At 59.1% G+C, this 25653-nt stretch carries 23 protein-coding genes; 7 read left to right on the top strand and 16 right to left on the bottom strand.

Translation table 11 applies throughout. The features are described 5' to 3' along the window. Positions 1–82 precede the first annotated feature (82 nt). The 3 genes from fliI to RCJ00_RS13405 all read left to right on the top strand — a co-directional run bounded on the left by fliI (position 83) and on the right by RCJ00_RS13405 (position 2957). The gene (gene fliI / locus RCJ00_RS13415; protein ID WP_316222518.1) at positions 83–1414 is read left to right on the top strand and encodes a flagellar protein export ATPase FliI; all 1332 of its coding nucleotides are present in this window, start codon (positions 83–85) and stop codon (positions 1412–1414) included. Positions 1415–1491: 77 nt separating this feature from the next. Then, the gene (locus RCJ00_RS13410) at positions 1492–1902 is read left to right on the top strand and encodes a flagellar FliJ family protein (protein ID WP_316222516.1); all 411 of its coding nucleotides are present in this window, start codon (positions 1492–1494) and stop codon (positions 1900–1902) included. Between the two features lie 53 nt (positions 1903–1955). After that, entirely contained in the window at positions 1956–2957 is a 1002-nt protein-coding gene (locus RCJ00_RS13405; RefSeq protein WP_316222515.1) for an endo-1,4-beta-xylanase, read from the top strand. A 130-nt stretch (positions 2958–3087) separates the two neighbouring features. On the opposite strand, the gene RCJ00_RS13400 is transcribed toward RCJ00_RS13405, so the two are convergent. From RCJ00_RS13400 to RCJ00_RS13385, 4 genes are all read right to left on the bottom strand, one after another. Continuing rightward, on the bottom strand, positions 3088–3609 hold the full coding sequence (locus RCJ00_RS13400) for a DUF4282 domain-containing protein (protein ID WP_316222513.1): 522 nt from the start codon (positions 3607–3609) through the stop codon (positions 3088–3090). A gap of 118 nt (positions 3610–3727) precedes the next feature. Continuing rightward, positions 3728–4228, bottom strand: coding sequence for a DUF4262 domain-containing protein (locus tag RCJ00_RS13395; protein WP_316222511.1), 501 nt, complete (start codon positions 4226–4228; stop codon positions 3728–3730). Between the two features lie 86 nt (positions 4229–4314). Continuing rightward, positions 4315–6402, bottom strand: a complete 2088-nt coding sequence (gene flhA / locus RCJ00_RS13390; RefSeq protein ID WP_316222509.1) for a flagellar biosynthesis protein FlhA — start codon at positions 6400–6402, stop codon at positions 4315–4317. 138 nt (positions 6403–6540) lie between these two features. Beyond that, a complete protein-coding gene (locus RCJ00_RS13385) occupies positions 6541–7002 on the bottom strand; it encodes a methylated-DNA--[protein]-cysteine S-methyltransferase (protein WP_316222507.1) in 462 nt (153 codons plus the stop codon). A gap of 160 nt (positions 7003–7162) precedes the next feature. Between RCJ00_RS13385 and RCJ00_RS13380 the strand changes: the two genes are divergently transcribed. Then, positions 7163–7540, top strand: coding sequence for a ribosomal maturation YjgA family protein (locus RCJ00_RS13380; RefSeq protein WP_316222505.1), 378 nt, complete (start codon positions 7163–7165; stop codon positions 7538–7540). Positions 7541–7551: 11 nt separating this feature from the next. Here the strand turns inward: RCJ00_RS13380 and flbD are convergent, their stop codons facing one another. From flbD to RCJ00_RS13335, 9 genes are all read right to left on the bottom strand, one after another. Then, positions 7552–8922 (bottom strand): sigma-54-dependent transcriptional regulator FlbD, encoded by a 1371-nt coding sequence (gene flbD, locus RCJ00_RS13375; RefSeq protein WP_316222504.1) that lies wholly within the window; start codon positions 8920–8922, stop codon positions 7552–7554. Positions 8923–8925: 3 nt separating this feature from the next. Continuing rightward, positions 8926–9249, bottom strand: a complete 324-nt coding sequence (gene fliN, locus RCJ00_RS13370; RefSeq protein WP_316222503.1) for a flagellar motor switch protein FliN — start codon at positions 9247–9249, stop codon at positions 8926–8928. A gap of 12 nt (positions 9250–9261) precedes the next feature. Beyond that, a complete protein-coding gene (locus RCJ00_RS13365) occupies positions 9262–9909 on the bottom strand; it encodes a FliH/SctL family protein (RefSeq protein WP_316222502.1) in 648 nt (215 codons plus the stop codon). Positions 9910–9987: 78 nt separating this feature from the next. After that, positions 9988–11010: a flagellar motor switch protein FliG gene (gene fliG / locus RCJ00_RS13360; protein ID WP_316222500.1), complete on the bottom strand. Its 1023-nt coding sequence runs from the start codon at positions 11008–11010 to the stop codon at positions 9988–9990. Positions 11011–11021: 11 nt separating this feature from the next. Further along, entirely contained in the window at positions 11022–12710 is a 1689-nt protein-coding gene (gene fliF / locus RCJ00_RS13355; RefSeq protein WP_316222499.1) for a flagellar basal-body MS-ring/collar protein FliF, read from the bottom strand. A gap of 326 nt (positions 12711–13036) precedes the next feature. Continuing rightward, positions 13037–13318, bottom strand: coding sequence for a CtrA inhibitor SciP (sciP, locus tag RCJ00_RS13350; protein WP_023456474.1), 282 nt, complete (start codon positions 13316–13318; stop codon positions 13037–13039). A gap of 236 nt (positions 13319–13554) precedes the next feature. Continuing rightward, positions 13555–14973 (bottom strand): flagellar hook protein FlgE, encoded by a 1419-nt coding sequence (locus tag RCJ00_RS13345; protein ID WP_316222497.1) that lies wholly within the window; start codon positions 14971–14973, stop codon positions 13555–13557. A 26-nt stretch (positions 14974–14999) separates the two neighbouring features. Then, positions 15000–15659, bottom strand: coding sequence for a flagellar hook assembly protein FlgD (locus tag RCJ00_RS13340; protein WP_316222496.1), 660 nt, complete (start codon positions 15657–15659; stop codon positions 15000–15002). 9 nt (positions 15660–15668) lie between these two features. Next, complete coding sequence (locus tag RCJ00_RS13335) at positions 15669–17276, bottom strand: flagellar hook-length control protein FliK (protein ID WP_316222495.1); 1608 nt, start codon at positions 17274–17276, stop codon at positions 15669–15671. A gap of 583 nt (positions 17277–17859) precedes the next feature. Here RCJ00_RS13335 and flgK point away from each other — a divergent pair. Together flgK and RCJ00_RS13325 are read left to right on the top strand one after the other, a co-directional pair. Then, positions 17860–19995, top strand: coding sequence for a flagellar hook-associated protein FlgK (flgK, locus tag RCJ00_RS13330; protein WP_316222494.1), 2136 nt, complete (start codon positions 17860–17862; stop codon positions 19993–19995). 5 nt (positions 19996–20000) lie between these two features. Continuing rightward, complete coding sequence (locus RCJ00_RS13325; protein ID WP_316222493.1) at positions 20001–20924, top strand: flagellin; 924 nt, start codon at positions 20001–20003, stop codon at positions 20922–20924. Positions 20925–20942: 18 nt separating this feature from the next. Here the strand turns inward: RCJ00_RS13325 and RCJ00_RS13320 are convergent, their stop codons facing one another. After that, positions 20943–23195, bottom strand: a complete 2253-nt coding sequence (locus RCJ00_RS13320) for an AsmA family protein (protein WP_316222491.1) — start codon at positions 23193–23195, stop codon at positions 20943–20945. 137 nt (positions 23196–23332) lie between these two features. After that, complete coding sequence (locus RCJ00_RS13315) at positions 23333–23716, bottom strand: MerC domain-containing protein (RefSeq protein WP_316222489.1); 384 nt, start codon at positions 23714–23716, stop codon at positions 23333–23335. 167 nt (positions 23717–23883) lie between these two features. Here RCJ00_RS13315 and mnmA point away from each other — a divergent pair, with 167 nt between their 5' ends. After that, positions 23884–25065, top strand: coding sequence for a tRNA 2-thiouridine(34) synthase MnmA (mnmA, locus tag RCJ00_RS13310; RefSeq protein WP_316222802.1), 1182 nt, complete (start codon positions 23884–23886; stop codon positions 25063–25065). Between the two features lie 33 nt (positions 25066–25098). On the opposite strand, the gene RCJ00_RS13305 is transcribed toward mnmA, so the two are convergent. After that, positions 25099–25599 carry a winged helix-turn-helix transcriptional regulator gene (locus tag RCJ00_RS13305; protein ID WP_316222487.1) on the bottom strand — a complete coding sequence of 167 codons (501 nt, stop codon included), beginning with the start codon at positions 25597–25599 and terminating at the stop codon, positions 25099–25101. Positions 25600–25653 lie beyond the last annotated feature (54 nt).

Raw genomic sequence — 25653 nt, 5'->3', positions numbered from 1 at the left:
CTAGCTTGGCTTAGACAAGCCACCCCTCTTCTGGCCGGTGGCGTTAACCTTTCTTAAGGCGTCATTCACCATAATCGATCCCATGCAAGATCTGGTCGAACTGGTGAAAAATATCGATCCCATGCGCGTCTATGGACGCGTCGCCGTGGTCAACGGCCTACTGATCGAGGCGCGTGGCGGTTTGAGCTACATGCAGGTCGGTGCCCGTTGCGAGATTATCCGCCGTCACGACACGCCCCTGCCCGTCGAAGTGGTCGGCTTCCGCGAAGACCGCGCCCTGATGATGCCCTTCGGCCCGGTCGAAGGCGTCACGCCCGGCGCGGAAATCCGCATCTCCTCCGAAGGCGCCAAGGTCTATCCGACCGCCGCCTGGCTTGGCCGCATCGTCGACAGCTTCGGCGATCCGATCGACAGCTTGGGGCCCCTGCCACAGGGCAAAGAAGGCTACTTGCTAAAGGCCGCGCCGCCATCCGCCCATAAGCGGGCGCGGGTCGGCGAGCGCCTCAATCTGGGCGTCCGCGCCATGGATGTCTTCACCACCTGTTGCCGCGGCCAGCGCCTCGGCGTCTTCGCAGGCTCAGGCGTCGGCAAGTCCGTCCTGTTGTCCATGCTGGCACGCGAAGCGACCTGCGACGCCGTCGTCGTCGGCCTGATCGGTGAACGGGGCCGTGAAGTGCGCGAATTCATCGAAGAAACCTTAGGCCCCGAAGGGCTGAAACGCGCCATAGTCGTGGTCGCCACCTCCGATGAACCGGCGTTAAAACGGCGCCAGGCCGCCTACATGACCCTTGCCCTGTCGGAATTCCTGCGCGACCAGGGTCTGGAAGTCCTGTGCCTTATGGACTCAGTAACCCGCTTTGCCATGGCCCAGCGCGAAATCGGCCTGGCGACCGGTGAGCCGCCGACAACGAAGGGGTACACCCCAACCTGTTTTGCTGAATTGCCCAAGCTGCTCGAACGCGCCGGCCCCGGCCCGGTCCTCGAGGACGGCACTCAAACCGGCCCCATTACCGGCCTGTTCACCGTTCTGGTGGATGGTGACGACCACAACGAACCCATCGCGGATGCCGTACGCGGTATTCTGGACGGTCACATCGTCATGAGCCGCACCATTGCCGAACGCGGTCGCTTTCCGGCGATCGACGTTCTTAAATCGATCTCCCGGACCATGCCCGACTGCCAATCGATACCGGAGCGGGAGGTTGTGCGTCAGGCGCGCAAGGTCATGTCCAGCTACGCCAATATGGAAGAGTTGATCCGCATCGGGGCCTACCGGTCGGGTGCCGATCCAGACGTCGATCGCGCCATTATTCTCAATCCGGACATCGAACAATTTCTGCGTCAAGGTAAGGAAGAGTACACACCTCTTGACGAGTCCTTTACTCTTTTGGCCGATATTCTTAGCAAGGGTTAATTTCGACCCGCCGGAAGCGCGCTTTCGGCAAGGCCTTACCGGCCTTGAACGCCAGACACATGTAACGGAGTTTACCTATGACCAAGTGGGCCAAGTCTCTTATCCGCCTGTCCACATTTGAGGTCGAAACTCTACAAAAACGTCTGGCCGAAGTTGTTACCCGCCGCACTCATGCGGAAATGAAAATCGCCACGCTCGACGCTGAATATGAGCTGGAATGTGTCCGCGCCTCACAGGACGCCAGCCTCAGCCACGGCCTGACGGCCTATAAGATGGGCTTCAAGCATCGCCGCGATGCCGTCAGCGCCGATCTCGAGCTGATCGTGCGAGAAGAAGAAGGGGTGCGCGATTCACTCGGCATGGCGTTCGAAGATCTCAAGAAATTCGAGCATGTTGCCGAACTCAGCCACCTCAAGCGCATCGCTAACGACAAGCGCATTGAAAACGCCGCGCTCGACGAAGCGGCCCTGCGTATGAAGCGTGCCTGAGTATGCATCGTCGCGGCGTGTTAACCGGCGCGGCCGCGCTCTCTGTTTTGCCTATGACCGCCTGCGCCGATGCGCCCTATGGTCAGGTGCCACCGCTTAGGTCTATCACACCCTATCCGCTCGGCGTCGCCACGACCGCGCGCCGCATGGCCGATCCGGCCTGGGCGGACCTCGCCACAACCCATTTCTCTCGGCTGAGCGCCGAATGGGAAATGAAGATGGAGTATATTCTCCAGCCCGATGGCAGCCTTAAATTCGACCGTGCCGATGCATTGATGGCCTTTGCCGCCAAAAACCGTATGGATGTGCACGGCCACACCCTGATCTGGTACGCTCAGGACGGCGCCCATTTCCAGGCGCTGGCCGGCAATCCCGACGCCTTTCTTAATGCCTATGCGGCCTATATTTCCGACGTCATGGGACGCTACAAAGGGCGGATACGCGGCTGGGACGTTGTCAACGAGCCCATATGGGACGACGGTCGCGGCCTGCGCGACTGCCTGTGGCGCAAGGCGCTGGGCGACGACTATATCGGCCTGGCTTTCGAAGCCGCCCACCGCGCCGATCCAGCGGCCATCCTGTTCCTTAACGACTACAATCTCGAATTCACGCCAAAGAAGCGTACGACCTTCCTTAAGCTATGCGAACGCCTGTTGAAGGACGGCGCGCCCTTGCACGGCATTGGGACACAGACCCACATCGACGCAGATCTTCAGCCAGGTCTGATCACCCAGGCCTTGCGTGATATCGCATCGTTGGGCTTGATCGTACACGTGTCCGAACTGGATATTTCTGTCCGTGGCGATCCGACCGCCAATATTGCCGAACCTCGGTTGAAACAGGCGCGGCTGCTGGAAGAACTCCTGACCGCCTATGGCGACATACCCGCAACCCAGCGCTACGGCGTGACACTATGGGCGCTGCGTGATTCCGATTCCTGGCTGAATACACCGCAACGCGGCAAGCATCTGCTTCCGGATGAGCCGGTGCTGTTCGACCGGCAAGGCCGGCCAAAGCCACTCGCCCAGATATTCGCCAAATCCGTAAGGCATTAAAGCGCCGATCTGACGCCGTCAGATGGGGACTAGAGCATTCGTCGGCTCAGTTGAGCCGCCTCATGGCTCTCATTTTTTGTAACGCCTCATGTTTTTCCGAAAAGTGGGGTCCACTTTTCGGCATGAGGATTTAAAATTCGCGCTTTTCGAAGCGGGGACGGAAGAACGGATCTTCGAGCAGGTTCTTTTCCGGATCGGTCGGCGCCGCGGGCGTCACCGGGGCGGCCTCAGCGACATCCATTGCCGCTGCTGTCGCGTCACGCGCCGGCTCCGGCGTTGGCGTGGGACTGGCACCGGGCTGGGTCAGCTTTTCCTGAAATTGGCGCAGGTAGCGCAAATCTTCAGAAATGTTCATGACGGCCAGGTAAAATTCGCATACGGACCGCCAGGCCAGGACGCCGATCAGAGAGCCGAGAAATCCAACAACGGTCAGGCCAAAGGACAAAAGCCAGCCCATGAGGGAGGCATCCTTTATACCCGTGCCGATCATGATGCCGAGCCAGCCGAGCGCGCAGATAAACAATAGGCCCAGACCACACCAATAGACGATGTGCACAATAGGCTTTGACACAAGCCGATCAAAGGTCAGGAGATCGTTCCAGATGTCCCGGGGGCGCGTGGTGCCGAACACCTGTCTGATGGTACGCTGCATACGACTTCCCCAAAAAAACTCATTCGACAAAACGCCGAAAAGGCGAATTTTGTCGTCCGCGCCCTAGCTAAAAGGCGTTTACCCCTGAGTTGTCAAGTGGTTCTGTCGGTGCGTATGGTTAAAGGACCCGCCCACTCCACCCGCCATCCGACAGATCGGCCTGCGTCTCGCTGTCGTCATAGCCGCCTTCCCAGGGGAAGCGTCCGTCACCGTCCGGAAGCACCATCTGCCAGCAATCGAAGTCGTCACCGGCATAAAACCAGCGCGCCCAGCCAAGCTGGCTTTCGTAATGGCGCCTGGCGACCGGCTGAAAAACAACACGGCAATCGTGCAGGAAATCACCATAGGGCACACCGATCTTATAGCGCTTTCCCGCCCCCATCAGCCGCCAGGCGTCACGCAGTACAACGCGCGCCGTGCCGGCATCAAGTCCGGTAATGGCGATTTCCGGCATGCCCAAGGCCCGTTGAAACCCAATTGAATAGCTACAGTCATGATCATCATGGCCGGTCCAGCCATGGGCGCGGATGGCACCGACAAAGTCACGCGCCGCCGGGGTAAATTCCCGGTCATCGGCATCGAGCGCTGTCCACATCACACGCCTGGAATTGGAAGTCATTGACGGGCTGCCATATCTCTAACTGGTCATTGCCTTCCGATGTAAAGCCGGTGATCGCATCCTTCAAGCGTGAACAGTTAGGCCCCCTATACCTGTCCGACCGTTTTCAACTTCACCTTCGGGTGGATTTCGTTCTGGCTCATCACCACCGTATTGGCCCGGAACCGTTCCACGATTGAGCGCACGAAGGGCCGAATGGCCGGCGACGTCAGGAGCACGGCGACTTCGCCGCTCATCGACACCCGTTCGAACGTGTCACGCACCGCACGGATGAAGTCTTGAAGCGCGGATGGCGCCATAGTCAGCTGGCGATCCTCACCTTGACCGACCAGAGACGACGAAAAGGCATTTTCCCAATCATGCGACAGGGTAACGATCGGCAGGGACCCATCGTCGGAGCGATTGGCCCAGCACAGCTGCCGCGCCAGACGCGAACGGACATGTTCGACCATCTGGGTAATCGACTTGGTATGCGACGCCGCCTCCCCCAAGGCTTCCAGGATAGCCGGCAGATCGCGGATCGATACACGCTCCTTGAGCAGGGCCTGGAGGACCCGTTGCAGGGTCGCCGTCGACACCACGCCGGGGATCAGGTCTTCGACCAGCTTCTTTTCATCCGCCGGCAAGTCGCGCAGCAGCTTCGTCAGCTCCGCATAGGACAACAGGTCAGCCATGTTGTCCTTGAGAATTTCGGTCAGGTGGGTCGTGATCACCGTGGCCGGATCGACAATCGTGTAGCCGAGGAAGGTGGCTTCTTCGCGCAGCGCGCCATCAATCCACGTCGCCGGAAGTCCAAAGGCGGGTTCTTTCATGTGCTCACCCGGCAATTCGACCTGACGCCCGCTTGGGTCCATGGCCATAAGCGATCCGATACGCACTTCGCCGGAGCCCGCTTCCATTTCCTTGATACGTACTGTGTAGCCTTGGTTGGGTAGGCGCATATTGTCGAGAATGCGCACGGACGGCATGACGAAGCCGTATTCCTGCGCCAAAGTACGGCGCAGGGCCTTGATCTGGTCGGTCAGCTTGCGCCCATCGAGATCATTGATGAGACCAAGCAGGCCAAGGCCCAGCTCGATCTTCACGTCGTCTATAGCCAGGGCCGCCGATATCGGCTCTTCTTCCGGCGGTGCGGCGCTCTGAGCCGCAGCGGCGAGCTCGGCCTTGGTCGGCGGTGGCAGCTTGCGGCCGATCCGCCAGGCCAATGCGCCGGTGCCCAATGCGATGGCGCCGAAAAACAGGATCGGCATGCCGGGGATCAGGCCCATGACACCCGATGCCGCCGACACGACGCCCAGGGCCACCGGATTGGTGGCCAATTGCAGGACGATGGCCTTGTCGGCCGACCCGTCAACGCCCGCCTTGGACACAAGGAAACCGGCGGCGATCGAGATGATCAGGGCCGGAATCTGCGTCACCAGACCGTCGCCGATAGTCAGCAGCATGTAGGTCTTGGCAGCTTCGCCGGCATCCATGCCATGCTGCAGGATGCCGATCAGGATACCGCCGACAATGTTCACCAGAGTGATGACGATCCCGGCGATGGCGTCGCCGCGGACGAATTTAGACGCACCGTCCATAGCGCCGAAGAACCCGGATTCCTGTTCGACTTCCTTGCGCCGTAGCTTGGCTTCTTCCTGGTCGATCAGGCCCGACGACAGGTCGGCGTCAATGGCCATCTGCTTACCGGGCATCGAGTCCAAGGTGAACCGCGCCGCCACTTCGGCGATACGGCCCGAGCCCTTGGTGATGACCACGAAATTGACGAGAACCAGGATGGCGAACAGGATCGCCCCGATGATAAAATTGCCCTGGGTCATCAACATGCCGAAGGCATGGATGACCGCGCCCGCCGCCTCGCCGCCATCCTGACCATGGGTCAGGATAATACGCATCGAGGTGATGTTGAGCGCCAGGCGGAACAGGGTCGTTACCAGAAGCACCGTCGGGAAGGACGAAAATTCCAGCGGCTTCTTGATAAAGAGGCCCGTCATCAGGATCAGAATGGCCGAGGTGATCGACAGCGATAGCAGGATGTCAAGGACAAAACTCGGCATCGGCACGATCAGGATCACGATGATCGAGATCACGCCGACCGCCATGATGACTTCGCCGCGCTTCAGCCAGCCACCGATTTCGGAGGCCTTGAAAGGTATCGTCGCAGCGTTAGCCAAAAGCGGTCTCCGGGCACTTGGATTGGGCGCGTAATCTGTCGGACAACGGCTGGCCGCTCCTTCGGATTGCGCTTACGCCCGGTATCCGGACTAGGCAAAAATTACCCGATCCATGGTGAACAAGTCGTTAAGGCGGAGCTAAACCACACCCTCCATACGCAACAAATAGGCCTTTGTTTCCAGCCCGCCCGCAAAGCCGGTCAGGTGCCCCGACGCGCCTATGACACGGTGGCACGGCGCGATAATTGAGATTGGGTTTTTGCCATTGGCCGCGCCGACCGCCCGACTGGCCGACGGCTTGCCCAGTTGCGCTGCCAACTGACCATAGCTGCGTGTCTCACCGAACGGAATGGTAAGCAATGCCCGCCACACCGAGGTCTGAAAGGGGGTGCCGGCGAAATCGAGCGGTACGGAAAAGACGGTTCGGCGTCCGGCGAAATAGTCGGCCAGTTCCTGCTCGGCATGAACGAGGACCGGATGATCCGCCACTTCGGTCATCTCGCCCAAGGGCACACGACGCGGGGAGTCGTCGGGCCACAGGACCGCAGCCAGGCCTTTGGGACTGGCCACCAGTTTAAGGCGCCCGACGGGCGTATCCATACATTTGAAGACGTGCGGCATATCCGGTTTTTAGCGCATCCGCTGGAGAAAGGGACACCCCTTTTTCGTCTGCGTCATAATCAAAGACCGGAATCAAACACTGGCCGCGCTTTTCGCTCACAGGACTGGATTTCGCCACCGGTGCGGGTTAAATCAGGCCATGCTCAGATTTCAGCCGGGATATGCCGGCGCGGCCGTGGCCGTTTTCCTCATCGAGGTATTGATCGCCGTTTTCATGCATGACGCCCTGGTGCGTCCGTATGTCGGCGATAGCCTGGTCGTCGTGCTGATCTACCTGACAATCCGGGCGATCATGCCAATGCCGGTCATCCCTGCCGTAGCCCTGACCTTGATCATCGCCGTGGCGGTGGAAGTCGGCCAGTTTTACAATCTGGTCGGCGTACTTGGTTTGGGTGACAATGCCCTGGCCCGTGTCGTGCTTGGCACAGGCTTCGATCCAAAGGACCTTGTCGCCTATGCCGTAGGCGGGCTCGGCTTAATCATCGCCGAATCCGCCCGCAAACCCCGATTTATGTAACAGGCTTAGTCTTAAGCAGCGCTGGCACCCGATTGCGGTGCCGGTACAGATACGCCGGCGGCCGAATACTCATTCAGCTTGTTACGCAGCGTACGAATCGAGATTCCTAGAATATTGGCAGCATGAGTCCGGTTGCCGAAACAATGGCTCAATGTATCCAGTATCAACTTCTGTTCGACTTCCGCAACCGTAGACCCCACAAAGGATCGCGCTGCCGATTCCGCCGCCAGCGCGACACGGCCGACATAATCTGACCCAATGGGCGCGACTGGATTCAACGGCTGGCCGTCCGGCAAACGGATGGCTTCGGCATCGATTTCCGTACCAACGGACAATAGAACGGCGCGATGCATGGCGTTTTCCAGCTCACGCACATTGCCCGGCCACGGATGGGCCTGCAACCGGCGCTTGGCCTCGAGCGAGATCGGCTTGAGCGGTATGGCGTTGGCTTCCGCATACTTCTTGGAGAAATATTCCGATAGGGCCAGTATATCAGCCGGGCGTTCCCGCAGCGGCGGGAGAGCCAGATTGATAACATTGAGACGATAAAGCAGGTCTTCCCGGAACGTACCTTCCTTGACCGCCTGGGCCAGATTGCGGTTCGACGTCGCCAGCACGCGGATATTGACCGGCACCGGACGTGCCCCGCCGACGCGGTCGATAACCCGTTCCTGAAGCGCGCGCAGGAGCTTCGCCTGTAGACGCGTATCCATTTCAGAGATTTCGTCGAGCAGCAATGTACCGCCGTCGGCCTCTTCAAACTTGCCGATCCGCCGCGCCATGGCGCCGGTGAAGGCGCCCTTTTCGTGCCCGAACAGCTCCGATTCCAGCAGATTATCCGGAATGGCGGCGCAGTTGACAGAAATGAACGGCCGCGACGACCGCTTCGACTTTTCGTGCAGGTAGCGCGCCATGACTTCCTTACCGACGCCGCTTTCGCCGGTAATAAGGATCGACGCATCCGAGGCGGCGACCTGATCGGCCAGCTTTATCACCGCCTGCATCGCCGGATCATTGGTGACGAGCGGGCGGGAATCATCTGAAACGGCGGCCAGCACGGCCGCGATCAGCTCGGCGTCGGGCGGGAGGGGAATAAATTCCTTGGCGCCCTGAGAGATAGCGTAGGCGGCCTTGCGCGGGTCGGGATTGACGCCGCAAGCGACGACCGTGACGAAGATGTGTTCACGTTCGTTCGCCTCGATCAGTGTCTTGATGTCGAGTTCATAATCGACCATCAACAGATCCGCGCCCTGCCCTTTTCGCAAGGCTTCCGTCGCCTGGCTAGGGGTTTCGACGTGCGCGACCTTGGCGCCGGTTTCCATGGCCATCTTGACCGCGGCGGAGAGCTGGCCGCTCAGTTTTCCAACAACGAGAAGTCTCATGGCTTAGTTACCCGCATCTTCCGATTTAATGATTTCCGTCATGGTTACGCCCAGTCGGTCGTCCACCACGACCACTTCACCGCGCGCCACCAGGCGGTTGTTTACGTAAATATCGATCGCCTCACCGACCTTGCGGTCAAGTTCCAGCACACTGCCCTGCCCCAGTTTCAGCAACTGCGACACCGACATGTAGGATTTACCCAGCACAGCCGAGATATTCACCGGCACATCAAAGACGGGCGCCAGATCGGCGGCGGACTTTTCGCCTTCTTCATCGGCGACCGGACCGGTACCGTCGCCAAAATCTTCCAGACCTAAATCGGCCATGGCTGTTATTCCTTACTCATGCGCGGCTTGCGCGCGGGATTGGTGATAGGACTCGGCTTCCAGGGCTTCGGTGAGCGCGCGTTCGAGAACCTCGAACACGGATTGCGGATTGTATTCGGCGCGGCCATCGCTCCACACCACCTCGAAGGCACCCTTGGGCAGGGCGGGGTTGTCGCGGAACTGGACGCCGTTCTGATAGCCCGCCATCATGGCGGCCTCCTCGGCGGCGACCTTCACCTCGTCGGAGGCATTGCTGGTAAATAGCACCAGGCGCGTCGCCGGCTCTATTTCCTGACCCAGGGCGTCGAGCGCCGCCTTGAGGGGCGCGCCGGGAAAACGATCGAGCGCCTCGGCCGCGATTTTCTGCGCGCAGACAAGCGCCAGGCGCACCGCCGCCGCCTTATGTTCGCGGATGGCTTCGGTCAGTCCTCCCAATCCTTGCTGTGCCGCATCGGACAGGGTTTGCAAAGCGGCCGCCTGAGCCATCTGGGCACGCGCTGTCGCCGAGCTTTCACCGGCGGCGTAGGCTGTCCTGCGGATGTCCTCAACCTCTTCAGGCGTGAAGAATTTCTTGGGCGGCGGGGCCGCACGCGCCACAACGTCGCCGCTGTCGCCGAAAACAGTGCCGAACTCGAATTTCTTGTGAACAGGATGGGTCATGCGCGCTTTCCCTTCGCCCACGCCCGCCCGGCAACTGCCGGGACGAAGCGGTTAGGGCGGGGGTGATGTGAACACAAATCAATAAATAAGTTCATCATCGCCTCCCTGACCGGCCAGCATGATTTCACCCTTGGCGGCAAGATCCTTGGCGACCTGAACCATAGCCATCTGCGCCGAGTCGACGTCCTTCAGACGCACAGGCCCCATGCTTTCCATATCGTCGCGCATGATCTTGGCCGCGCGTTCGGACATGTTGGACATGAACATATCGCGCAGACTGTCCGATGCGCCCTTGAGCGCCAGCCCCAGTTGATCCTTTTCAACGGCGCGCAGCAGGGTCTGGACGCCACCGGGATCGAGTTTCGACAGGTCTTCGAAGACGAACATGAGCGCGCGAATCCGTTCGGCGGACTCGCGGTTACGCTCTTCCAGAGCGGCGACAAAGCGGCTTTCGGTCTGGCGGTCGAAATTGTTGAAGATTTCCGCCATCAGTTCGTGACTGTCGCGCTTCGATGTCCGCGCCAGATTCGACATGAATTCGACGCGCAAAGTCTGCTCGATCTTGTCGAGGATTTCGCGCTGCACCGGCTCCATGCGCAACATCCGCTGCACGCATTCGAGCGCGAAGTCTTCAGGCAGGGATGACAGCACGCGGGCGGCGTGATCGGCCTTGATCTTGGACAGCACGACCGCGACGGTTTGCGGATATTCGTTCTTGAGATAGTTGGCGAGCACGGCTTCGTTGACGTTGCCAAGCTTGTCCCACATGGTCCGTCCAGCCGGGCCCCGGATTTCTTCCATCAGGGCTTCGACTTTTTCCGGCGGCAGGAAGTTGCCGAGCAGACGCTGCGTTTGCTCGAACGAGCCCATGATGGTGCCGGAATTGCTCATGCCCGAGACGAATTCGACCAGCAGGTCTTCGACCACGTGCGAGGCCACCGTACCTAGCGACGACATGGCCTGAGAGATTTCCTTGATCTCTTCCTCGTCGAGCGCCTGCCAGAGCTGGAGGTGGTCTTCACCCAGCGCCAGCAGGACGACCGCCGCCTTTTCGACGCCGGAAAGACGCTTAGGATCATCAATGGTGTTTTTACGACTCACGCGACCGGCCCCTAACTATCGTGCAGCCACGACCGCAGGATCGATACCGATTCCTCCGGGTGACGATCGACGAATTCAGAAACCTTCTTGACCGACGACGCCTTCACCTGTCCTTCGATGCGCGCGATGTCGATGCCGCTGGATTCGGCAGCGACGGGCACCACCCCGCCGGGGCCCGGCTTGAAGTCCAGCGCACCGCCCGATTGGCCGGAGATACCCGGCCCATTTTCCGCGCCCGCCATGGCCAGACCACCCGGGCCGGCCAGCGCACCGCCGGAATTGGCGGCGGCCAGGTAGCTGGTCGGAGAGGAGCCGATGTATTTGAGCAAGGGGCGGGCAACCAGGAAGATGGTCAGCAGTGCGACAATGAAGAGCACGGCGACTTCGGCGGCCCGCATGATGTCGTTCTTGTCGAAATCGAACATCGACTTCTTGGCCAATGTGCCGGCACCGCTGTCGATTTCCCCGTGATTGAAACGCAGATTGGTCACCATGATCTGGTCGCCGCGATTGGCGTCGATACCCACGGCATTGCGCACCAACTCTTCGATCTTTTTCATGTCTTCCGCTGACCGTGCGGCGTAGGCCGGCGGCGCCTTGCCGTCCTTGGACGGGGTCAGGGTGCCGTCAACGACAACGGCAACGGCCAGTTTTTTGATGTCTCCCGGCGCTTTGACCGATGTCGTCTTGGTGGTCGAAATTTCATAATTGGTAAGCTCGGACGTCGTGCCGCTTTCGTTCGTCGAATTCGACCCGCCGGGCGTCTGCTGACCACCGGGGATGTTCGCGGAGGCCGTCACGGCGCCATTGGAATTGGGATCTGCCGTCTTGTCCTTCGACTCCTCCGTCCGAGTCGAGCGGACAACCTGTCCATCCGGATTGTATTCGACCTGCTCCTTGGTCGTTGAGGTCTGATCGAGATCCGCCGTCACCGTAACCCGCGCGGCGCCAGGGCCGACAACACCCTCGACAATGTCTGTGATACGTTTGCGGTAGGAATCCTCGATCTGGGTTTTGCGCATCGCCCCCGTGCCGCCAAGGCTGTCCTCGCCTTCGCCGCCCGCCGCCAAAAGATGGTTGCGGTCATCGACCAGGGTGACGTTTTCAGGCTTCAGGTTGGGCACCGCGCCCGCCACCAGATTGCGGATGGCGCGGACCTGATCGGCCCCGAGGTCAGCGCCCGACAGCCCCACAACGACCGAGGCGGTCGGGGACTGTGCCACTTCGCTGAAAAGTTCGCGGTTGGGCATGACCAGATGGACGCGCGTCGAAGAGATGCCTTTCAGCGTCGTGATCGTGCGTGCCAGTTCGCCTTCCAGGGCGCGCTTGTTGTTGAGGTTCTGCACCGCCTCGGTCTGGCCAAGTGCGGGCGCATTGTCGAAGATTTCATATCCGACCGAAGCCGCCGTTGGCAGCCCCTTGCCGGCCAGAAGCATACGCGCGCGCGCCACTTCATCCCGATTGACCATGATGGTCGAACCGTCGCCCTGGGCGGTGTATTTGATACCCGCCTGATCCAGATTGGTGGTGATCTGGGAGGCTTCCTTCAGGTCGAGATTGGAATAGAGCAGCGCCTGGGGTTGCGCGGTCAAATGCAGAAAGATGGCAGCCAGAACAGCCGCAGCTCCACCCGCCGCTCCGAGGATCGCCGTCAGCCGTCCGACACCGAACCTCTGTAAACCTGCGAAAAACGAATCCACGCGTTATACGCCCCATCACCAGTATGGCAGGCGTCACAAACACACGCTGCCTTAGAACTAGGCAGTAATTTCCCAGTGCTGGGTTAATTGCGGGTTAATTGGAGGGGTTAATTTTATGAATTTAATCAGGCGCGTGGACAAAAACGCTTAATTGGCTTGGGTTTGAGGTTACCACAAATCGTTAAGATTTGCAAATACCGCCGCCCCTGTCGCATCCGGATCGATCCAGGAACGACGGCTTCGAGCTTAAGCGGCGGCCTAAAACGATGACAGCCACGCGCGGAATCCACGCGTGGCTGCTAAATCTCTTCACGCTTCCGCTTGATTTAGCGGTAGCTCTGGATTCGGGTGGTACGCAGACCGGCCATGCCATGATTTTCAATGGCCTTTTGCCAACCCAGGAACTCTTCCGAGGTAATATTATAGCGTTCGCACGCCTCGTCGAAGGTCAACAGACCACCACGAACGGCAGCCACGACCTCAGCCTTGCGGCGGATTACCCAACGTTCCGTGCCGGCAGGCGGCAGGTCGGCTAGAGTCAATTTTGCCCCGGTAGGACCAATCACGTATTTTTCGCCTTTATTATCGCGGCGTTGCTCTTGAAGCATGGCGTTTTGCCTTTGTTACCATCACATGAGAGCAATCTACACGACCTCCTTAAACATCCGCTTAATTGCCATAGTAAATATGGCGTAAATTTATCGGAAAGATATCGTTAATACTCTGTTTATTATGCGTTAAGATAACAGCTTCTAGTTCAACACCTGTTAGTATTTGATATTATATGCCAGTAGAGATTGGAACAGGGCAATAAAGACTTGCTTAATCACCCTGGTTGACGTGTTTAGCGCTTGATGCTGAGCAGTTCCTGCAACATTTCATCTGCTGTGGTGACAATCTTCGACGCTGCCGAATAGGCACGCTGAGTGGTGATGAGGCCGGTGAACTCCTGAGCGAGGTCAACAGTCGAGGCTTCAAGCGTGTTGGCCTCGATGGTGCCAGAACCACCGCTGCCCGGCGTCTTCAACGAAAATGCGCCCGAGTCGGTCGACACCTGATAGGCATTGCCCGTGACCGATGTCAGGCCGTTGGCATTGAGGAAGGTTGCGACGGCGACCTGAGCCAGGACACGCGTGTTGCCATTATTGTAAATGGCGGTGACCAGCCCGTTCTTGCCAATTTCAACCTTGGACAGGGTGCCGAATTCGGTGCCATTGGCCTTGATCGACGTCGTGGTGGAATCACCCGTGGTCTGGGTCAGCACGCTGGTCGAACTTGCCGGGGTCGTCTGATTAAAGCCCATGCTGATCGTCTGCGCCCCGGCGCCGACGCTGCTGTTCCACGCCGGCGTACCGACCGCCCCCGTGGCGCCCGACGCGGCGATGGTGTAACCGCTGAACAGTGGACCCGTCGAGTCGGTGAAATTCATGTTGCCATTCGAGTCGAAAAACAGGCTGCCGGTGCCAATTTGGTGCAAGTCGGGCGTACCGCCTGAGGTAACGTCGGGCGACGAAATTTCGTAACTCCATTGCGTCTGACCGGCGACTGTGCTGGTCGGCATCTTGATCAGCGATATGGTAATGGAGTGTTCCTGGCCCAGCGAGTCAGAGATGGAGGCTGAGATGGTCGAATCCGGCTTGGTCGAGGTAAGCGGCGACGTGGCATAGGTCGACATCGGCGATGTAGAGGCATTATAGGTGGCCGCTCCCGTCGAAACCGGTGTCGCAGCGTTCAGATTGGCCTTGAACTGCATCGCCGTCGAGGCTTCGGGCTTGCGGTTGACGTTGGTGACATTGATCGGCGCGAGCAGACTGACGTCCGTGGCCGAGGTCGTTATATTGCCGCTGGTATCGGCGGGCCAGCCTTCCAGATAGAAACCACCGGCATTGACCAAATTGCCTTCGGTATCCGGCGTGAAGGAACCGTCGCGTGAAAACAGAAGGGAACTGCCCGAACTCAGAGTCTGCGTACCGTCTGACACGACGAAAAATCCCTGTCCGTCAATGCCGAGTGAATAGCCTGCGGTATTGCTGTTCAATTCACCTTGATTGGTGACGGCCTGGCGGTTGACGGCGACGACGCCGCCCGAGGAAAAGGCGTTCTTGTTCGAACCGGTGCCCGACACCAGGTCCGTGAAGTTGGTCAGGACGCGCTTGAAACCGGCTGTGTTCGAATTGGCGATGTTGTTGGAAATCGTGGCCAGCGCGGTTGCGTTGGCGGCAAGGGCGGTAACGCCCGACTGCATGGCGGCATTGATACTCATGGATTAAGCTCCGGTAAGCGAGGAAATCAGGAAACGCTGGTGATGCTAGTCAGGGGGACGGATGTGTTGCCAATCTTGAGCAGAATGGTGCCATCAGCATTGGCCGCCGAATTGACGACTCCCTTGATGCCGACGGCCGCATCGACCGTCCCGGCGGTATTCGTGGCCGTGACAGACAAGGTATATACACCGTCCTTTACCGTCTGGCCGGCTGTGTTCTTGCCACTCCAGGTGAAATCATGAACACCGGACGCCAGTTGTGAGCTGTCGGCGTTGCCTTTCCAGACGACATTGCCGTCGGAATCGCTGATCGTCAGAGCCGCCGTGTTAGCACTCGCGCCCAGGGCATATTGCCAGGATGCACTGCCGTCTTTCAGCATGGCCTGATCTTGATCGGCGACAACGGTCTTGCCGATATAACCGACGGCCGCATTCATGTTGCCCTGTGTATTCTGACTGGCGAGCGTAGCCAGATAGCCGTTGGACTTAATCTGCTGCTCGACCGACGAGTACTGGACCAACTGGTTGGTCCACTGTGTGGTGTCCATCGGTGACAGCGGATCCTGGTTTTTGATCTGGGCTGTAAGCAGGTTCAGGAAAGTGCTGTAGTTCCCCGCCAGGGACGCTGTGTCCTTGGACGTCGCTGCATTGGCGGTAGTCGTGGAGGTGGAAACGCCGGTGACCATGGTGAAGTCCTAGACGATAAGGTTGAGCGCGAGGCGCGAGGAGGTGAAACGGGACGGGTTGGCAAGGGCTGCATCAATGGACGCATCGATATCCGCCGCATCAGCAACCTGACGGGCATTGGCCAGGGCGCGCGCGAGATGTTGCGCGTTCGGTTGCTGACGGCCTTGCTGATCATTGAGCATGGCCTGTTGCTGCGCACTGGATCCGTTTTGCTGCGAACCACCCTGAGACAGGCTGTCCTGAGAGCGGTTTTCCGTATTGGTGTGGGTAACAGCGGACATCTCGACTGGCTTTACCCGTGACGAAAAGGTCAGGGCGTCGTCGGCCAGTTGCAGGCCAGTTTGCGCCAGTTGATGACGCAGGTCTGCCTCATGCTGGCTGAAGACTTCGGCGGTAACGGCTGTGTCGAAGCTGAGGTGCGCCGTCATCTGGCCGTCCTTGGCGATGGTCAGGGCAACATCGACACGACCAAGATCGGCGGGATGCAGTTCCATCGCGAACTTGGTGTTGCCTTCGCTCAGACGCTTATTGATCTGCACGCTGAGGGCATTCAGATTGTCGACGGCGTTTTGCGACAGCAGTGATCCGGCCGGATCAGCCTGGGTCGTCGCGTAACCCGCCTGGCTACTCGTCGGCGTAGCGGTGGTGAGGGAAAAACCGGATGCAACGGCTGCCGTGTCTGTCTTGGGCATCGACGCGCTCAAGGCTTCCAGCGTACGGTCGGCCTTATCGGTCTGGCTCTTGTCGGTAACACCACCATCAAGCAGCCCGGCAAATCCGGCATTGTTCTTTTCAGGGTTCTTTTCTGGGGTCTTTTCAGGCGGCATAGCGCTTTGACCCGCATTGGCCAAAGGCAGTTGTGACGCTGCGGATTTCGTGCGATCGGTTGTCGCATCGCCTGTCTTATCGCCGGTCTTGTCGCTTGTGGACGGCTGCACGGCCGTACTCACAACTGAGGTTTGCGGTGGCGTGACCAGAACGATCACGCTGTCCGACACACCAGAAAGCGGTGACTGCGCGGCAGCGGCATCCGCTGCCGCAGCGGTGTTCTTGCCATCCGTGTCTGTCTTGGCCTTACCGTCTCCGCCAACGGGCTTGCCGTCCGTCTGGCTCTCTGTCGGCGGCATTTGGCTGGCCAACAACGCAGCGGTGATGACAGGCGAAACAAGCGGGGCAATCACCTTGCCCGACGTATCCACTGTCGCCGCATTGGGGGCATTGCCATTCGTCGCCATTGCCGGACTGGACTTTCCATCCTTGCCGGTATTCGCGTTGTCTTTTAGATTGACGGTTTTGTTTGGATCGGCGGCGGCGTTCGCTACGTCTGATGCGCCGGATTCGGCAGCCGTCTGCACTGTCACGAGCGTAGATGCCGTACCAGCGCCGGTCTCCGTCCCCGGCACATCCGATGCATTTGGTGACGACGTTGCGCCTGACTGCGTCGCTTCGTCCGTTTCCGCATCGGCCTGATTTGCTGCCACATTATTTGCTGCGGCCATCATGGTTTCGAATGTTGAAGATCTAGCCGTTGTGTAACCAGTGTCAGGCAGTGCGCGCGGCTCCGCCACGGGCGCACTCGGCACGGAGGCAGGTAGGGCTCTGGTGTCAAACGACATGGGCTATCCGCGCAAAGCAGGCTGATCCGCCCGACGCCTATTGCGGCGGGCCATATCCAACACAGTCAACGCATTTTGCGCATTTCGTCGCAGAGCGTCTTGCAAATGGCGGGCCACAAGTTAGAGAATTGATTTTTATATATTTTTCCAAAAAAATTGTTCCGCGTACAGCGACACTCCTGCCCAGTCTTATGGTCAAATTTGCCTATATCCCCGGCATTTTTTGGCCGGGTGCGCATCAAGCGTGCCCTCTGCCGGATCTTTAGCCGCCATATCGACGATAGCGGCGCCTCCCCCGGGGGGGCGCTTCTTGGGGCGCTTTTCTTGGGGCGCTTAATGAACACGCGCCGCGCCTGCACCCGTGCGGCGTAAAGCCTCCGCGCCCGCGCGCGAACCGTTGGTGGCACGCGAATTGAAACTGTAAACGCGAACATCCGCCCACCTGAGTTTGGAAAAAAATTAAGCGTATGAAAAGAATAGCTTTTTTAAAATCCAACTGTGACAATACCCGGTCAAATTTGCCGGGTCATGTGCAGGCTTTGCCTAAGCGCGAGGGTATTTCGGGCCGTATAGAGGTGTCACCATGTCACTGAATTCGATCATGAACATCGGCGTGTCGGGCTTGATGACGGCTCAGGACCAGTTGCGGATCGTTTCCGACAACATGGCCAACGTCAACACGCCGGGCTACATCCGCAAGATATCACAGCAGCAGAGCCTGGTCACTGGCGGCGTCGGCATGGGCGTCACCTCAGGCAAGGTGACGCTGGCCGCAGACCAGTTCCTGCAGGCAGCAGCGTTGAAGGCCACCTCAGCCTCCTCCCAATCGGACGCGAGCTACGAACTGCTCGACCAGATCCAGTCCCAGTTCGGCGACATAACCGATACCAACAACCTGTTCAATCAGGGCAGTTCCACGCTCTCCTCCTTTGCGTCACTGGGGGAAGATCCCACCTCGGCGGCGGGGCGGCAGCAGGCGCTGAGCAATCTGTCTAGCTTCCTGTCGGAAGCCAACCGAATCTCAACCAAGATACAGACCATACGCGGCGACGCGGATACACGTATCGGCACCGATGTCAGTTCGGTGAACGACCTGCTGAAAAACATCAGCCAGTTGAATGCGACCATTTCCTCAACGACCGTCGTCGGTGGCGACGCTACCGGCGCCCAGACGACCCAGGCCGGCTATATTACCCAGTTGTCAAAGCTGATGGACGTCAAGGTGAGCCAGAACGCCAATGGCGGCGTCACCTTGCGCACCCAGACAGGCATGCTCCTGGCAGATGGCGGGTCCTACGCCACCTTGAGCTATACGCCGGCAACCAATGTCGATGCGACCACCAGTTTTGGCCCCATCACAGTCAATGGTATCAACGGCGAGACGCGCGACCTGGCCGATAATCTGACGTCCGGCGAAATCAAAGGCCTGCTGGACGTCCGCGATAATACGGCGCCCGCCGTCAACAGCCAGCTCAACGAGTATGTCAACCAGTTCTCCACCCAGTTGAACGCGGCGCACAATGCCTCATCGTCGGCACCGGCACCCGCCAGCCTGACCGGTAAAAATACCAGCCTGTCGCAACAGGAAGCCATAGCCGGCTTCACCGGCAAGACCACGATCACCACGCTGAGCTCAAGCGGCAATATCACCCACACGCTACAAATCGATTTCAGCACCAATCAGTACACCTATGACGGCGGCGCCCCGGCCGGCTTTGACCCGACCAATTTTGTCAATGACATCAACGGGGCGCTCGGCGGCGCCGCAACCTTGAACTTCAGCAATGGCGTGATGTCGGTCACGGCGGCCGGTTCGGGCGGCAATGACGGCGTCGCCATAGTAGACGACGCCACCACGCCATCGAGCAAGCAGGGTCAAGGCTTTTCACAATTCTTCGGCCTGAACGACCTTGTAAAATCTGACATTCCGACCAGTTACAAAACTGGCCTGGGCGGCAGCGACAACCATGGCTTCACGCCCGGAAGCGTCGTCAATTTCGCCGTGAGGTCTGGCGCGGGCTCCACCCTGGCGACGGTGAATTTCCAGGTGCCCGCCGGCGGCACGATGCAGAATCTGCTCGACGGCCTCAACGACACCACCACCGGTATGGGCAAGTATGGCGTCTTCTCATTGGATTCCAGCGGCACTCTGTCCTTTAAAGGCTACGGCAGTCCCGCCACGACCTTGTCAGTGAGCGGTGACGATACCAAGCGCTATGGAACGGGTGCCTCTCTAAGCCAGTTTTTCGGTCTGAGCGATACTGCCGGCACACTCGCTTCCCACCTCGGGGTCTCGCAGACTGTCCTAAACAATCCGGACACGCTGGCCTTGGCGCATGTCAACCTGTCCGCCGCGGGGGGAACGGGCGCGCTGAACAAAGCCGATGGCGCCGGTGGGCTGTCGATAGCGGCCGTCGCCAGCAAATCAGTAACCTTCAACAAGGCCGGGCTGAATTCCGGCGGCGCGTCGACTCTGCAAAGATACGGTTCGGACCTGGCCGGTCAGGTCGGTAATCTGGCCGCCACCGCGAAATCGTCGAAAGAAAGCAACGCCGCCCTGCTCAGCGAAGCCTCAAACCGACTGGATAGCGCACAAGGCGTCAATCTCGACGAGGAACTCGTCAATCTCACCACCTTTCAACAAGCATACAGCGCCTCCGGTCGTCTTATTCAGGCGGCCAAGGACATGTATGACACCCTTCTCAACATGGTTAAATAATCACCATGCGTATTTCCACCGCCGCAAGCTGGGCCAATGCCCTGAACAATCTGTCCTTAGCGCAGGACCGCCAGGCCAGCGCCAATAGTCAGTTGTCCACTCAGAAAGTCGCCACCGATCTTATGGGATATGGCCGGGGCTCCGAAGTCATCGCCTCCTACCAGTCGTCCCTGTCGCGAACCAACAGCTACCTGGATGTGGCCCAGACGGTGTCTGACCGCCTCAGCAGCCAGGATACCGCGATTACCACGCTTGGCGACTCCGTTACCGCTGCCAAGGACGGCATCATGAGCGCATTGGCCAATGGCAGCGGCTCGACCATAATGGTCGATTTGCAGGGCACATTTTCCTCAGCGCTATCTGGCCTGAACTATCAGCACAACGGCCAGTATCTGTTCGCCGGGGGCAATGATGCGGTGCCCGTAAATGTCTCCACCCTGTCCCAACTTGGCGCGGCGACCTCAGCTGCCAGTGTCTTCACCAATGGTACGATCAAGAAAAGCTCGCAGATCGACGCCAATACGACGCTCCAGACCGGTATGCTGGCTTCCGACCTCGGCACTCAGTTGATGGGCATCTACAAAGAAATTCAAAACTATAACGACGATCCCACCACTGGACCGTTCGGCGCCGCATTGACGGATGCCCAAAAAACGTTCCTGACAACCAAGTCGCAAGAGTTCGCCACGGTCTATAATCAGGTCCTGGAACAGGGCTCGCTGAACGGCACTTTGCAAAAACGGGTGGAGAATACGCAGACCTCGTTGAAGGGACAGGCCTCATCGCTCGAACAACTGGTCAGCAATAAGACCTCGGCCGACCTGGCCAAGGCCTATACGGATCTTCAACAGGCGCAGGTCGCGGTTCAGGCGTCTGCACAGGTTTTGTCCAGCTTGAATAACAATACTCTGCTCAACCTGTTGAAATAAGCTTTTTCAGATCCACTTTTAATGCCGCCGGGCGGGAATTGCCTTGGCGACCGGAGCATGCGTGGCGGTAGGCGCACCTTGCGCTTTGGCTTCCGCCATCACGGCCGCGCAATTGGCATCCTTGGCGTAATCGATATTGATAAAGGGCAGGACAGTGTTGAAGGCGACTGCCAGTCCGCCCTGCGCAAGGGCCGAATTGGGATCGATACCGAATTTTGGCGCTGACATGTGACCACCGATAACGATCGGCGCATTAATGCGCACCAAGCGGAATTTCTTCGGCTTGCCCTTCAAGATCAGTTTCATGCTTTCATCGTTTAAGTTGACGCTGCCGCGTCCGTCAACCCGTACAACATCGGTATCAAAAACGATATTCTGGGCCTGCATCACACCGTTGGCGATCTGAAAATCCGCGAGGGCGCAACGCACATCTGTTTCGTGGCGGTCCTTGGATAGGAGTAGAAACAGTCCCTTCGTCGCGTTGACACCCATCAGTTCAGCCAGACTTTGCCGGATCTTGCCGCCCGGTACCACCAGGGTGAAATCGCCATTCGCCGTCGACGCCGCCATGTGTACGGAATTGCCCGTACCCGTGGCGCGCAACCGCGCATTCAACACACCTTCCAGCGGTTCGGAACCGCCGACTTTCGGAATGAAATCCTGAAGACGCGCGCCTGTCAGCTTCATATCGACGCTGTTTTTCTGAGTCGCCGTACGCGCATCGATGCGTGCAGTGCCTTGCAGGCGCCCTTGCGGGAAGCTGAAATCAATGGGATCAAGCACAAGAAGACCGTGGTCCAGATTGATGCCTAAACTCACCTGACGCAGCGGCATGTTGCGAATGGCCTTCACCGACATGGCGCGATAGTGCACCTTGGCGTCCATCCCGCGCACCCGCTCAATGTCCAATTTAGCATCGGGGAGCAGTCGCCGGCCTTTTGTCGCCTGCGGCGATACCGCCAGTTCCGGCCGTTGCGGCCTATTGGCGGCGGTCGCCCCGAACAGCGAACCCAGGTCCTTGATATCCAGCAGCCGCGACCGTAGGTCACCAGTCAGGTAAGGACGCCCCTCATTGCGGGTATCGACCTTTAGCGCGCCTTCCAGGTCGCTACCGCCGATGCGGCCCTTGATGCGGTCGATCGTATAAACGCGGTCATTACGCGTCACCCGAGCGATCACCCGATACGCCGGGGTATCGGGCAGGGTCAGCCCCGTCAGGTAGTAAAGGTCGGCCAGATTGCCCCCCTTGACGGATACGACCCCATCGACCTGACCCAGATTGAACGGATGGATGACGCGTCCCTTGGCCGTAAGCTCCGTGTCGCCGGCGCGCACATTCATGTCGAATGGGTATGGTACGCTGGTGCGTACATTGAGCAAAGGCCCGCCGGTGGCATCCATCTGGAACACGCGATCGTTTAGACTGCCTCCCCCTGTCAGACCAAAGGCCTGTCGGCCTGAGCCGGCACGTTCATGGGCATAGACGCTGCCCGTGAACGTCAGCCCCCGTTGAAGGCTGGTAATCGTCAGGTTGCCGTCGTTTATGATAAAGTTCTTGATAGGCGGTAGCTTGGTCGGCTTGGCTTTGTCGGCGCCATCGCTGAAATCCCAATTGGCGCGGCCATCCTTGTCCTGGAACATCAGAACGGTGGGTCGATCGATCTGAAGTCGCGGCAGGACAAGTCGTCCGATGAATATCGGCATCAGTTCCGCCGTTACGGCAATTGTGTCGATCTCCGCCAGATTTTTGCCCTGAGTGCTGGCACGCGCCCAGTCCGGTTGTCCGATTTTCAGACCGCTGATCGTAGCGCTGGGCGTAAAGCTGAACACATGGACCCGCAAATGCCCGTCGATACGAACCGGACGATGTAGGCGACCTGAGGCCATCGACGCCACAGTCGGCCGCGCCCAGTCCCAGTTTGGCTGCGCCAGAAAAATCAGGATAGCGCCGACCACCAACACAGCCAAGGCCAGGACGCCTTGCCCCCACGCCGGAAGACGACGCAAACCCATCCACACACTCAGCCAAAAAGCTTTCAGCCAGTCACGGCCTTTACGCAGCCAAAGCAGGATCGCCGCCTTGATAGAGGCGTCGGGCGTCGAGGTCGGCATGGGGGCCGCCTCTTCCGCGCCGCCCTGAGGCGGCTCCGCGACCGGGGCAGACGCTTCGGCGGGATCGACGGCGGTTTTCGCTTTTTGCCGACTGACGCCCCGACGAATGCCTTTGCCAACGCGAGGGGGGCCGGCTGACGGATGGTCATCGATCATCATAGCCTCCTGATTACCCACCATCGCCTCATACATTGAGACCTAAGGCAGGGGGCATCAGGAATCGATTTGAATCTATACGCGGTTTGCTTTGGGCGCCATGGGTACTGCGACTTAGAACTCCTACGGCCCGGCCATCATTACGGCGCGCACGCTTCCTTGTGATGAGGCGTTCGGGCATTGATGAGGTGAAGCACAGCCAGCAGTGACGCCCCCGCAACACTCATAGGCACTTCGTAAACGACAAACACCGGAAAGAACGCCGCCGCGCCAAGCAGCCCCAGGCCGGCGATGGCCAGACCAACCAGACGCCAGTGTTGCCAACCGCCCGACCTTACCAAGGCGAAGACGCAGAGAGGACCAGCTAAGGACACAAGCACCCGATGCACGACCGGGTTTTCGTTAAAGGCGCCCAGAAACGGCAAGATGGCAAAAATCACCGGCAGGGCAAGACAATGCACGACACATACGGCGGACAGGCCAATGGCCATGATGTCGAAGTAACGGGTTTTGATGGCGCGCATGATAACTCCTGGCACATCCACATTTTGTTATATTATAGCATTACAAACCGCAAGTGCTTTTTCGCCCTCATACCCTAGCAATTTAGTTGGTTTTGCCCTATCTAGCGAGCTCACCACCGTGGCCTGGATCGGCCTGTGTGGTGATACTCCATTTCGTACCCTGTCCCATGAACACCTGCGCCATTCCCCTTATCCAGTCGGCAGATTTTGATGCCGCCATTCAGGCCACGCGCGCCAGCGTCGGCTTGCCCGAAGGCGCGCGCGTGGTCGCCGCCATGTCGGGCGGTGTCGATTCAACCGTCGTCGCGGCTCTGCTGCACCAGGCCGGTTACGAGGTCATAGGCGTCACCCTTCAGCTATACGACCATGGCGCGGCGTTGAAAAAGACCGGCGCCTGCTGCGCCGGACAGGATATACATGACGCCCGCATGGCGGCAGAAAAGATAGGCATCGCCCACTATGTCCTCGATTACGAAAGCCGTTTCCGCGACAGCGTGATCGAAGAGTTCGCCGACAGCTACCTGCGCGGCGAAACCCCTGTGCCTTGCATCCGCTGCAATCAAAGCGTCAAGTTTCATGACCTGTTGGATGTGGCGCGCGATCTCGGTGCGGAAGCCATGGCCACCGGCCATTACGTAGAACGATCCGTAGACGGACAATTGCGCCGCGCGGCCGATACGTCGCGCGACCAGAGCTACTTCTTGTTCGCCACAACACGGGATCAACTGGACTTCCTGCGCTTCCCCCTGGCCGGCATTCCCAAGCCGCAGGTGCGTGACATCGCCGTCCAACTCGGCCTGAAAATCGCGCACAAGCCAGACAGCCAGGACATCTGCTTCGTCCCGGAAGGCAAGTACACCACCCTGATCGACAAGTTGCGCCCACAAGGTCGCGAAAAGGGCGATATTCGCCATATCGACGGCCGCGTTCTTGGGCGTCATGACGGCATTACGGGCTATACGATCGGACAACGCCGCGGGCTGAATATCGCGGTGGGCGAGCCGCTGTTCGTCACCCGTATCGACCCGGACGAAAAGGCCATCATCGTCGGGCCGCGCGAAGCCCTTCTGACCCGCGCCTTGACCTTGAAAGAAACCAACTGGCTAGGCGACGAAAGCGACCTTCTGGCAGCGGCGCGGGCGCAAAAGCCGGTTCTGGCGCGCGTACGCTCGACCCGCCCGCCGGTACCCGCACGTCTGCTGGCCGATAGCGATAATCGTATAGAGGTGGAATTCGATGGTGCCGAAGAAGGCGTCGCCCCCGGCCAGGCCTGCGTCCTATACGACCCGACCGACGATGGGCGGGTTCTAGGCGGCGGCTTCATCGCGGCGACACGCGCAGCCTTTTAGCGCACACTTCGGTGTGCCGGCATCGCTTTAAGATCAGACTTCTTCCGCGATAAACCGTTTGCGGCTCAGTTCCGCCAGCGACTTGGCATCGGAATTGGTCTGAATGTCCAGTTCAGTCATCTGAACGCGTTGCTCGCAATGGGCGCAATGGGCCACGGGGCTAAGCGCATGCCCGCACGAACTATGAATCATGTCGCTTATCGACTTTTCAGTGCCGTAAACGTGACGCTGACCCCAGTCCTGCATGAAGACGATCATCGGGCGCAGTTCATGGCCCTTTTCGGTCAGGACATATTCGTAGCGGCGCGGACGTTCGCAATATAGGCGTTGTTCAAAAATACCATGCGCGACGAGATGCTTCAGGCGGGCGGCCAGCACATTGCGCGCCAGGCCGAGCGCTTCCTGCCATTGCTCAAACCGGCACAGGCCGGCAAAGGCATCGCGGATGATCAAAAGGGTCCACGGTTCGCCAATGATGTCGAGGCTCGCCGCGATGGCGCACCTTTGTTTGGAATAATCTGCAGATCGACCCATGTCAGTTTTGAACTCGTACTTTATTGTTTACCGAAATCTATCGGTTAGCCAAAC

The organism is Asticcacaulis aquihabitans, assembly GCF_032490435.1.
Lineage (GTDB): Bacteria > Pseudomonadota > Alphaproteobacteria > Caulobacterales > Caulobacteraceae > Asticcacaulis.
Note: the sequence above shows the minus strand (reverse complement) of the source record. Positions and strands in the feature narration are given on the sequence as shown.

Coding starts and splice junctions, on each gene's coding strand:
- RCJ00_RS13385 (WP_316222507.1), bottom strand. CDS start 7,002: ATGGATACGCCCGTCGGGCGCCTTAAACTGGTGGCCAGTCCCAAAGGC.
- fliN (WP_316222503.1), bottom strand. CDS start 9,249: ATGGCCGATTTAGGTCTGGAAGATTTTGGCGACGGTACCGGTCCGGTC.
- RCJ00_RS13340 (WP_316222496.1), bottom strand. CDS start 15,659: ATGGTCACCGGCGTTTCCACCTCCACGACTACCGCCAATGCAGCGACG.
- fliI (WP_316222518.1), top strand. CDS start 83: ATGCAAGATCTGGTCGAACTGGTGAAAAATATCGATCCCATGCGCGTC.
- RCJ00_RS13305 (WP_316222487.1), bottom strand. CDS start 25,599: ATGGGTCGATCTGCAGATTATTCCAAACAAAGGTGCGCCATCGCGGCG.
- RCJ00_RS13315 (WP_316222489.1), bottom strand. CDS start 23,716: ATGCGCGCCATCAAAACCCGTTACTTCGACATCATGGCCATTGGCCTG.
- RCJ00_RS13400 (WP_316222513.1), bottom strand. CDS start 3,609: ATGCAGCGTACCATCAGACAGGTGTTCGGCACCACGCGCCCCCGGGAC.
- RCJ00_RS13345 (WP_316222497.1), bottom strand. CDS start 14,973: ATGAGTATCAATGCCGCCATGCAGTCGGGCGTTACCGCCCTTGCCGCC.
- flbD (WP_316222504.1), bottom strand. CDS start 8,922: ATGAGACTTCTCGTTGTTGGAAAACTGAGCGGCCAGCTCTCCGCCGCG.
- RCJ00_RS13405 (WP_316222515.1), top strand. CDS start 1,956: ATGACCGCCTGCGCCGATGCGCCCTATGGTCAGGTGCCACCGCTTAGG.
- RCJ00_RS13410 (WP_316222516.1), top strand. CDS start 1,492: ATGACCAAGTGGGCCAAGTCTCTTATCCGCCTGTCCACATTTGAGGTC.
- RCJ00_RS13395 (WP_316222511.1), bottom strand. CDS start 4,228: ATGACTTCCAATTCCAGGCGTGTGATGTGGACAGCGCTCGATGCCGAT.
- RCJ00_RS13325 (WP_316222493.1), top strand. CDS start 20,001: ATGCGTATTTCCACCGCCGCAAGCTGGGCCAATGCCCTGAACAATCTG.
- flgK (WP_316222494.1), top strand. CDS start 17,860: ATGTCACTGAATTCGATCATGAACATCGGCGTGTCGGGCTTGATGACG.
- RCJ00_RS13380 (WP_316222505.1), top strand. CDS start 7,163: ATGCTCAGATTTCAGCCGGGATATGCCGGCGCGGCCGTGGCCGTTTTC.
- RCJ00_RS13365 (WP_316222502.1), bottom strand. CDS start 9,909: ATGACCCATCCTGTTCACAAGAAATTCGAGTTCGGCACTGTTTTCGGC.
- mnmA (WP_316222802.1), top strand. CDS start 23,884: ATGAACACCTGCGCCATTCCCCTTATCCAGTCGGCAGATTTTGATGCC.
- sciP (WP_023456474.1), bottom strand. CDS start 13,318: ATGCTTCAAGAGCAACGCCGCGATAATAAAGGCGAAAAATACGTGATT.
- RCJ00_RS13335 (WP_316222495.1), bottom strand. CDS start 17,276: ATGTCGTTTGACACCAGAGCCCTACCTGCCTCCGTGCCGAGTGCGCCC.
- RCJ00_RS13320 (WP_316222491.1), bottom strand. CDS start 23,195: ATGATGATCGATGACCATCCGTCAGCCGGCCCCCCTCGCGTTGGCAAA.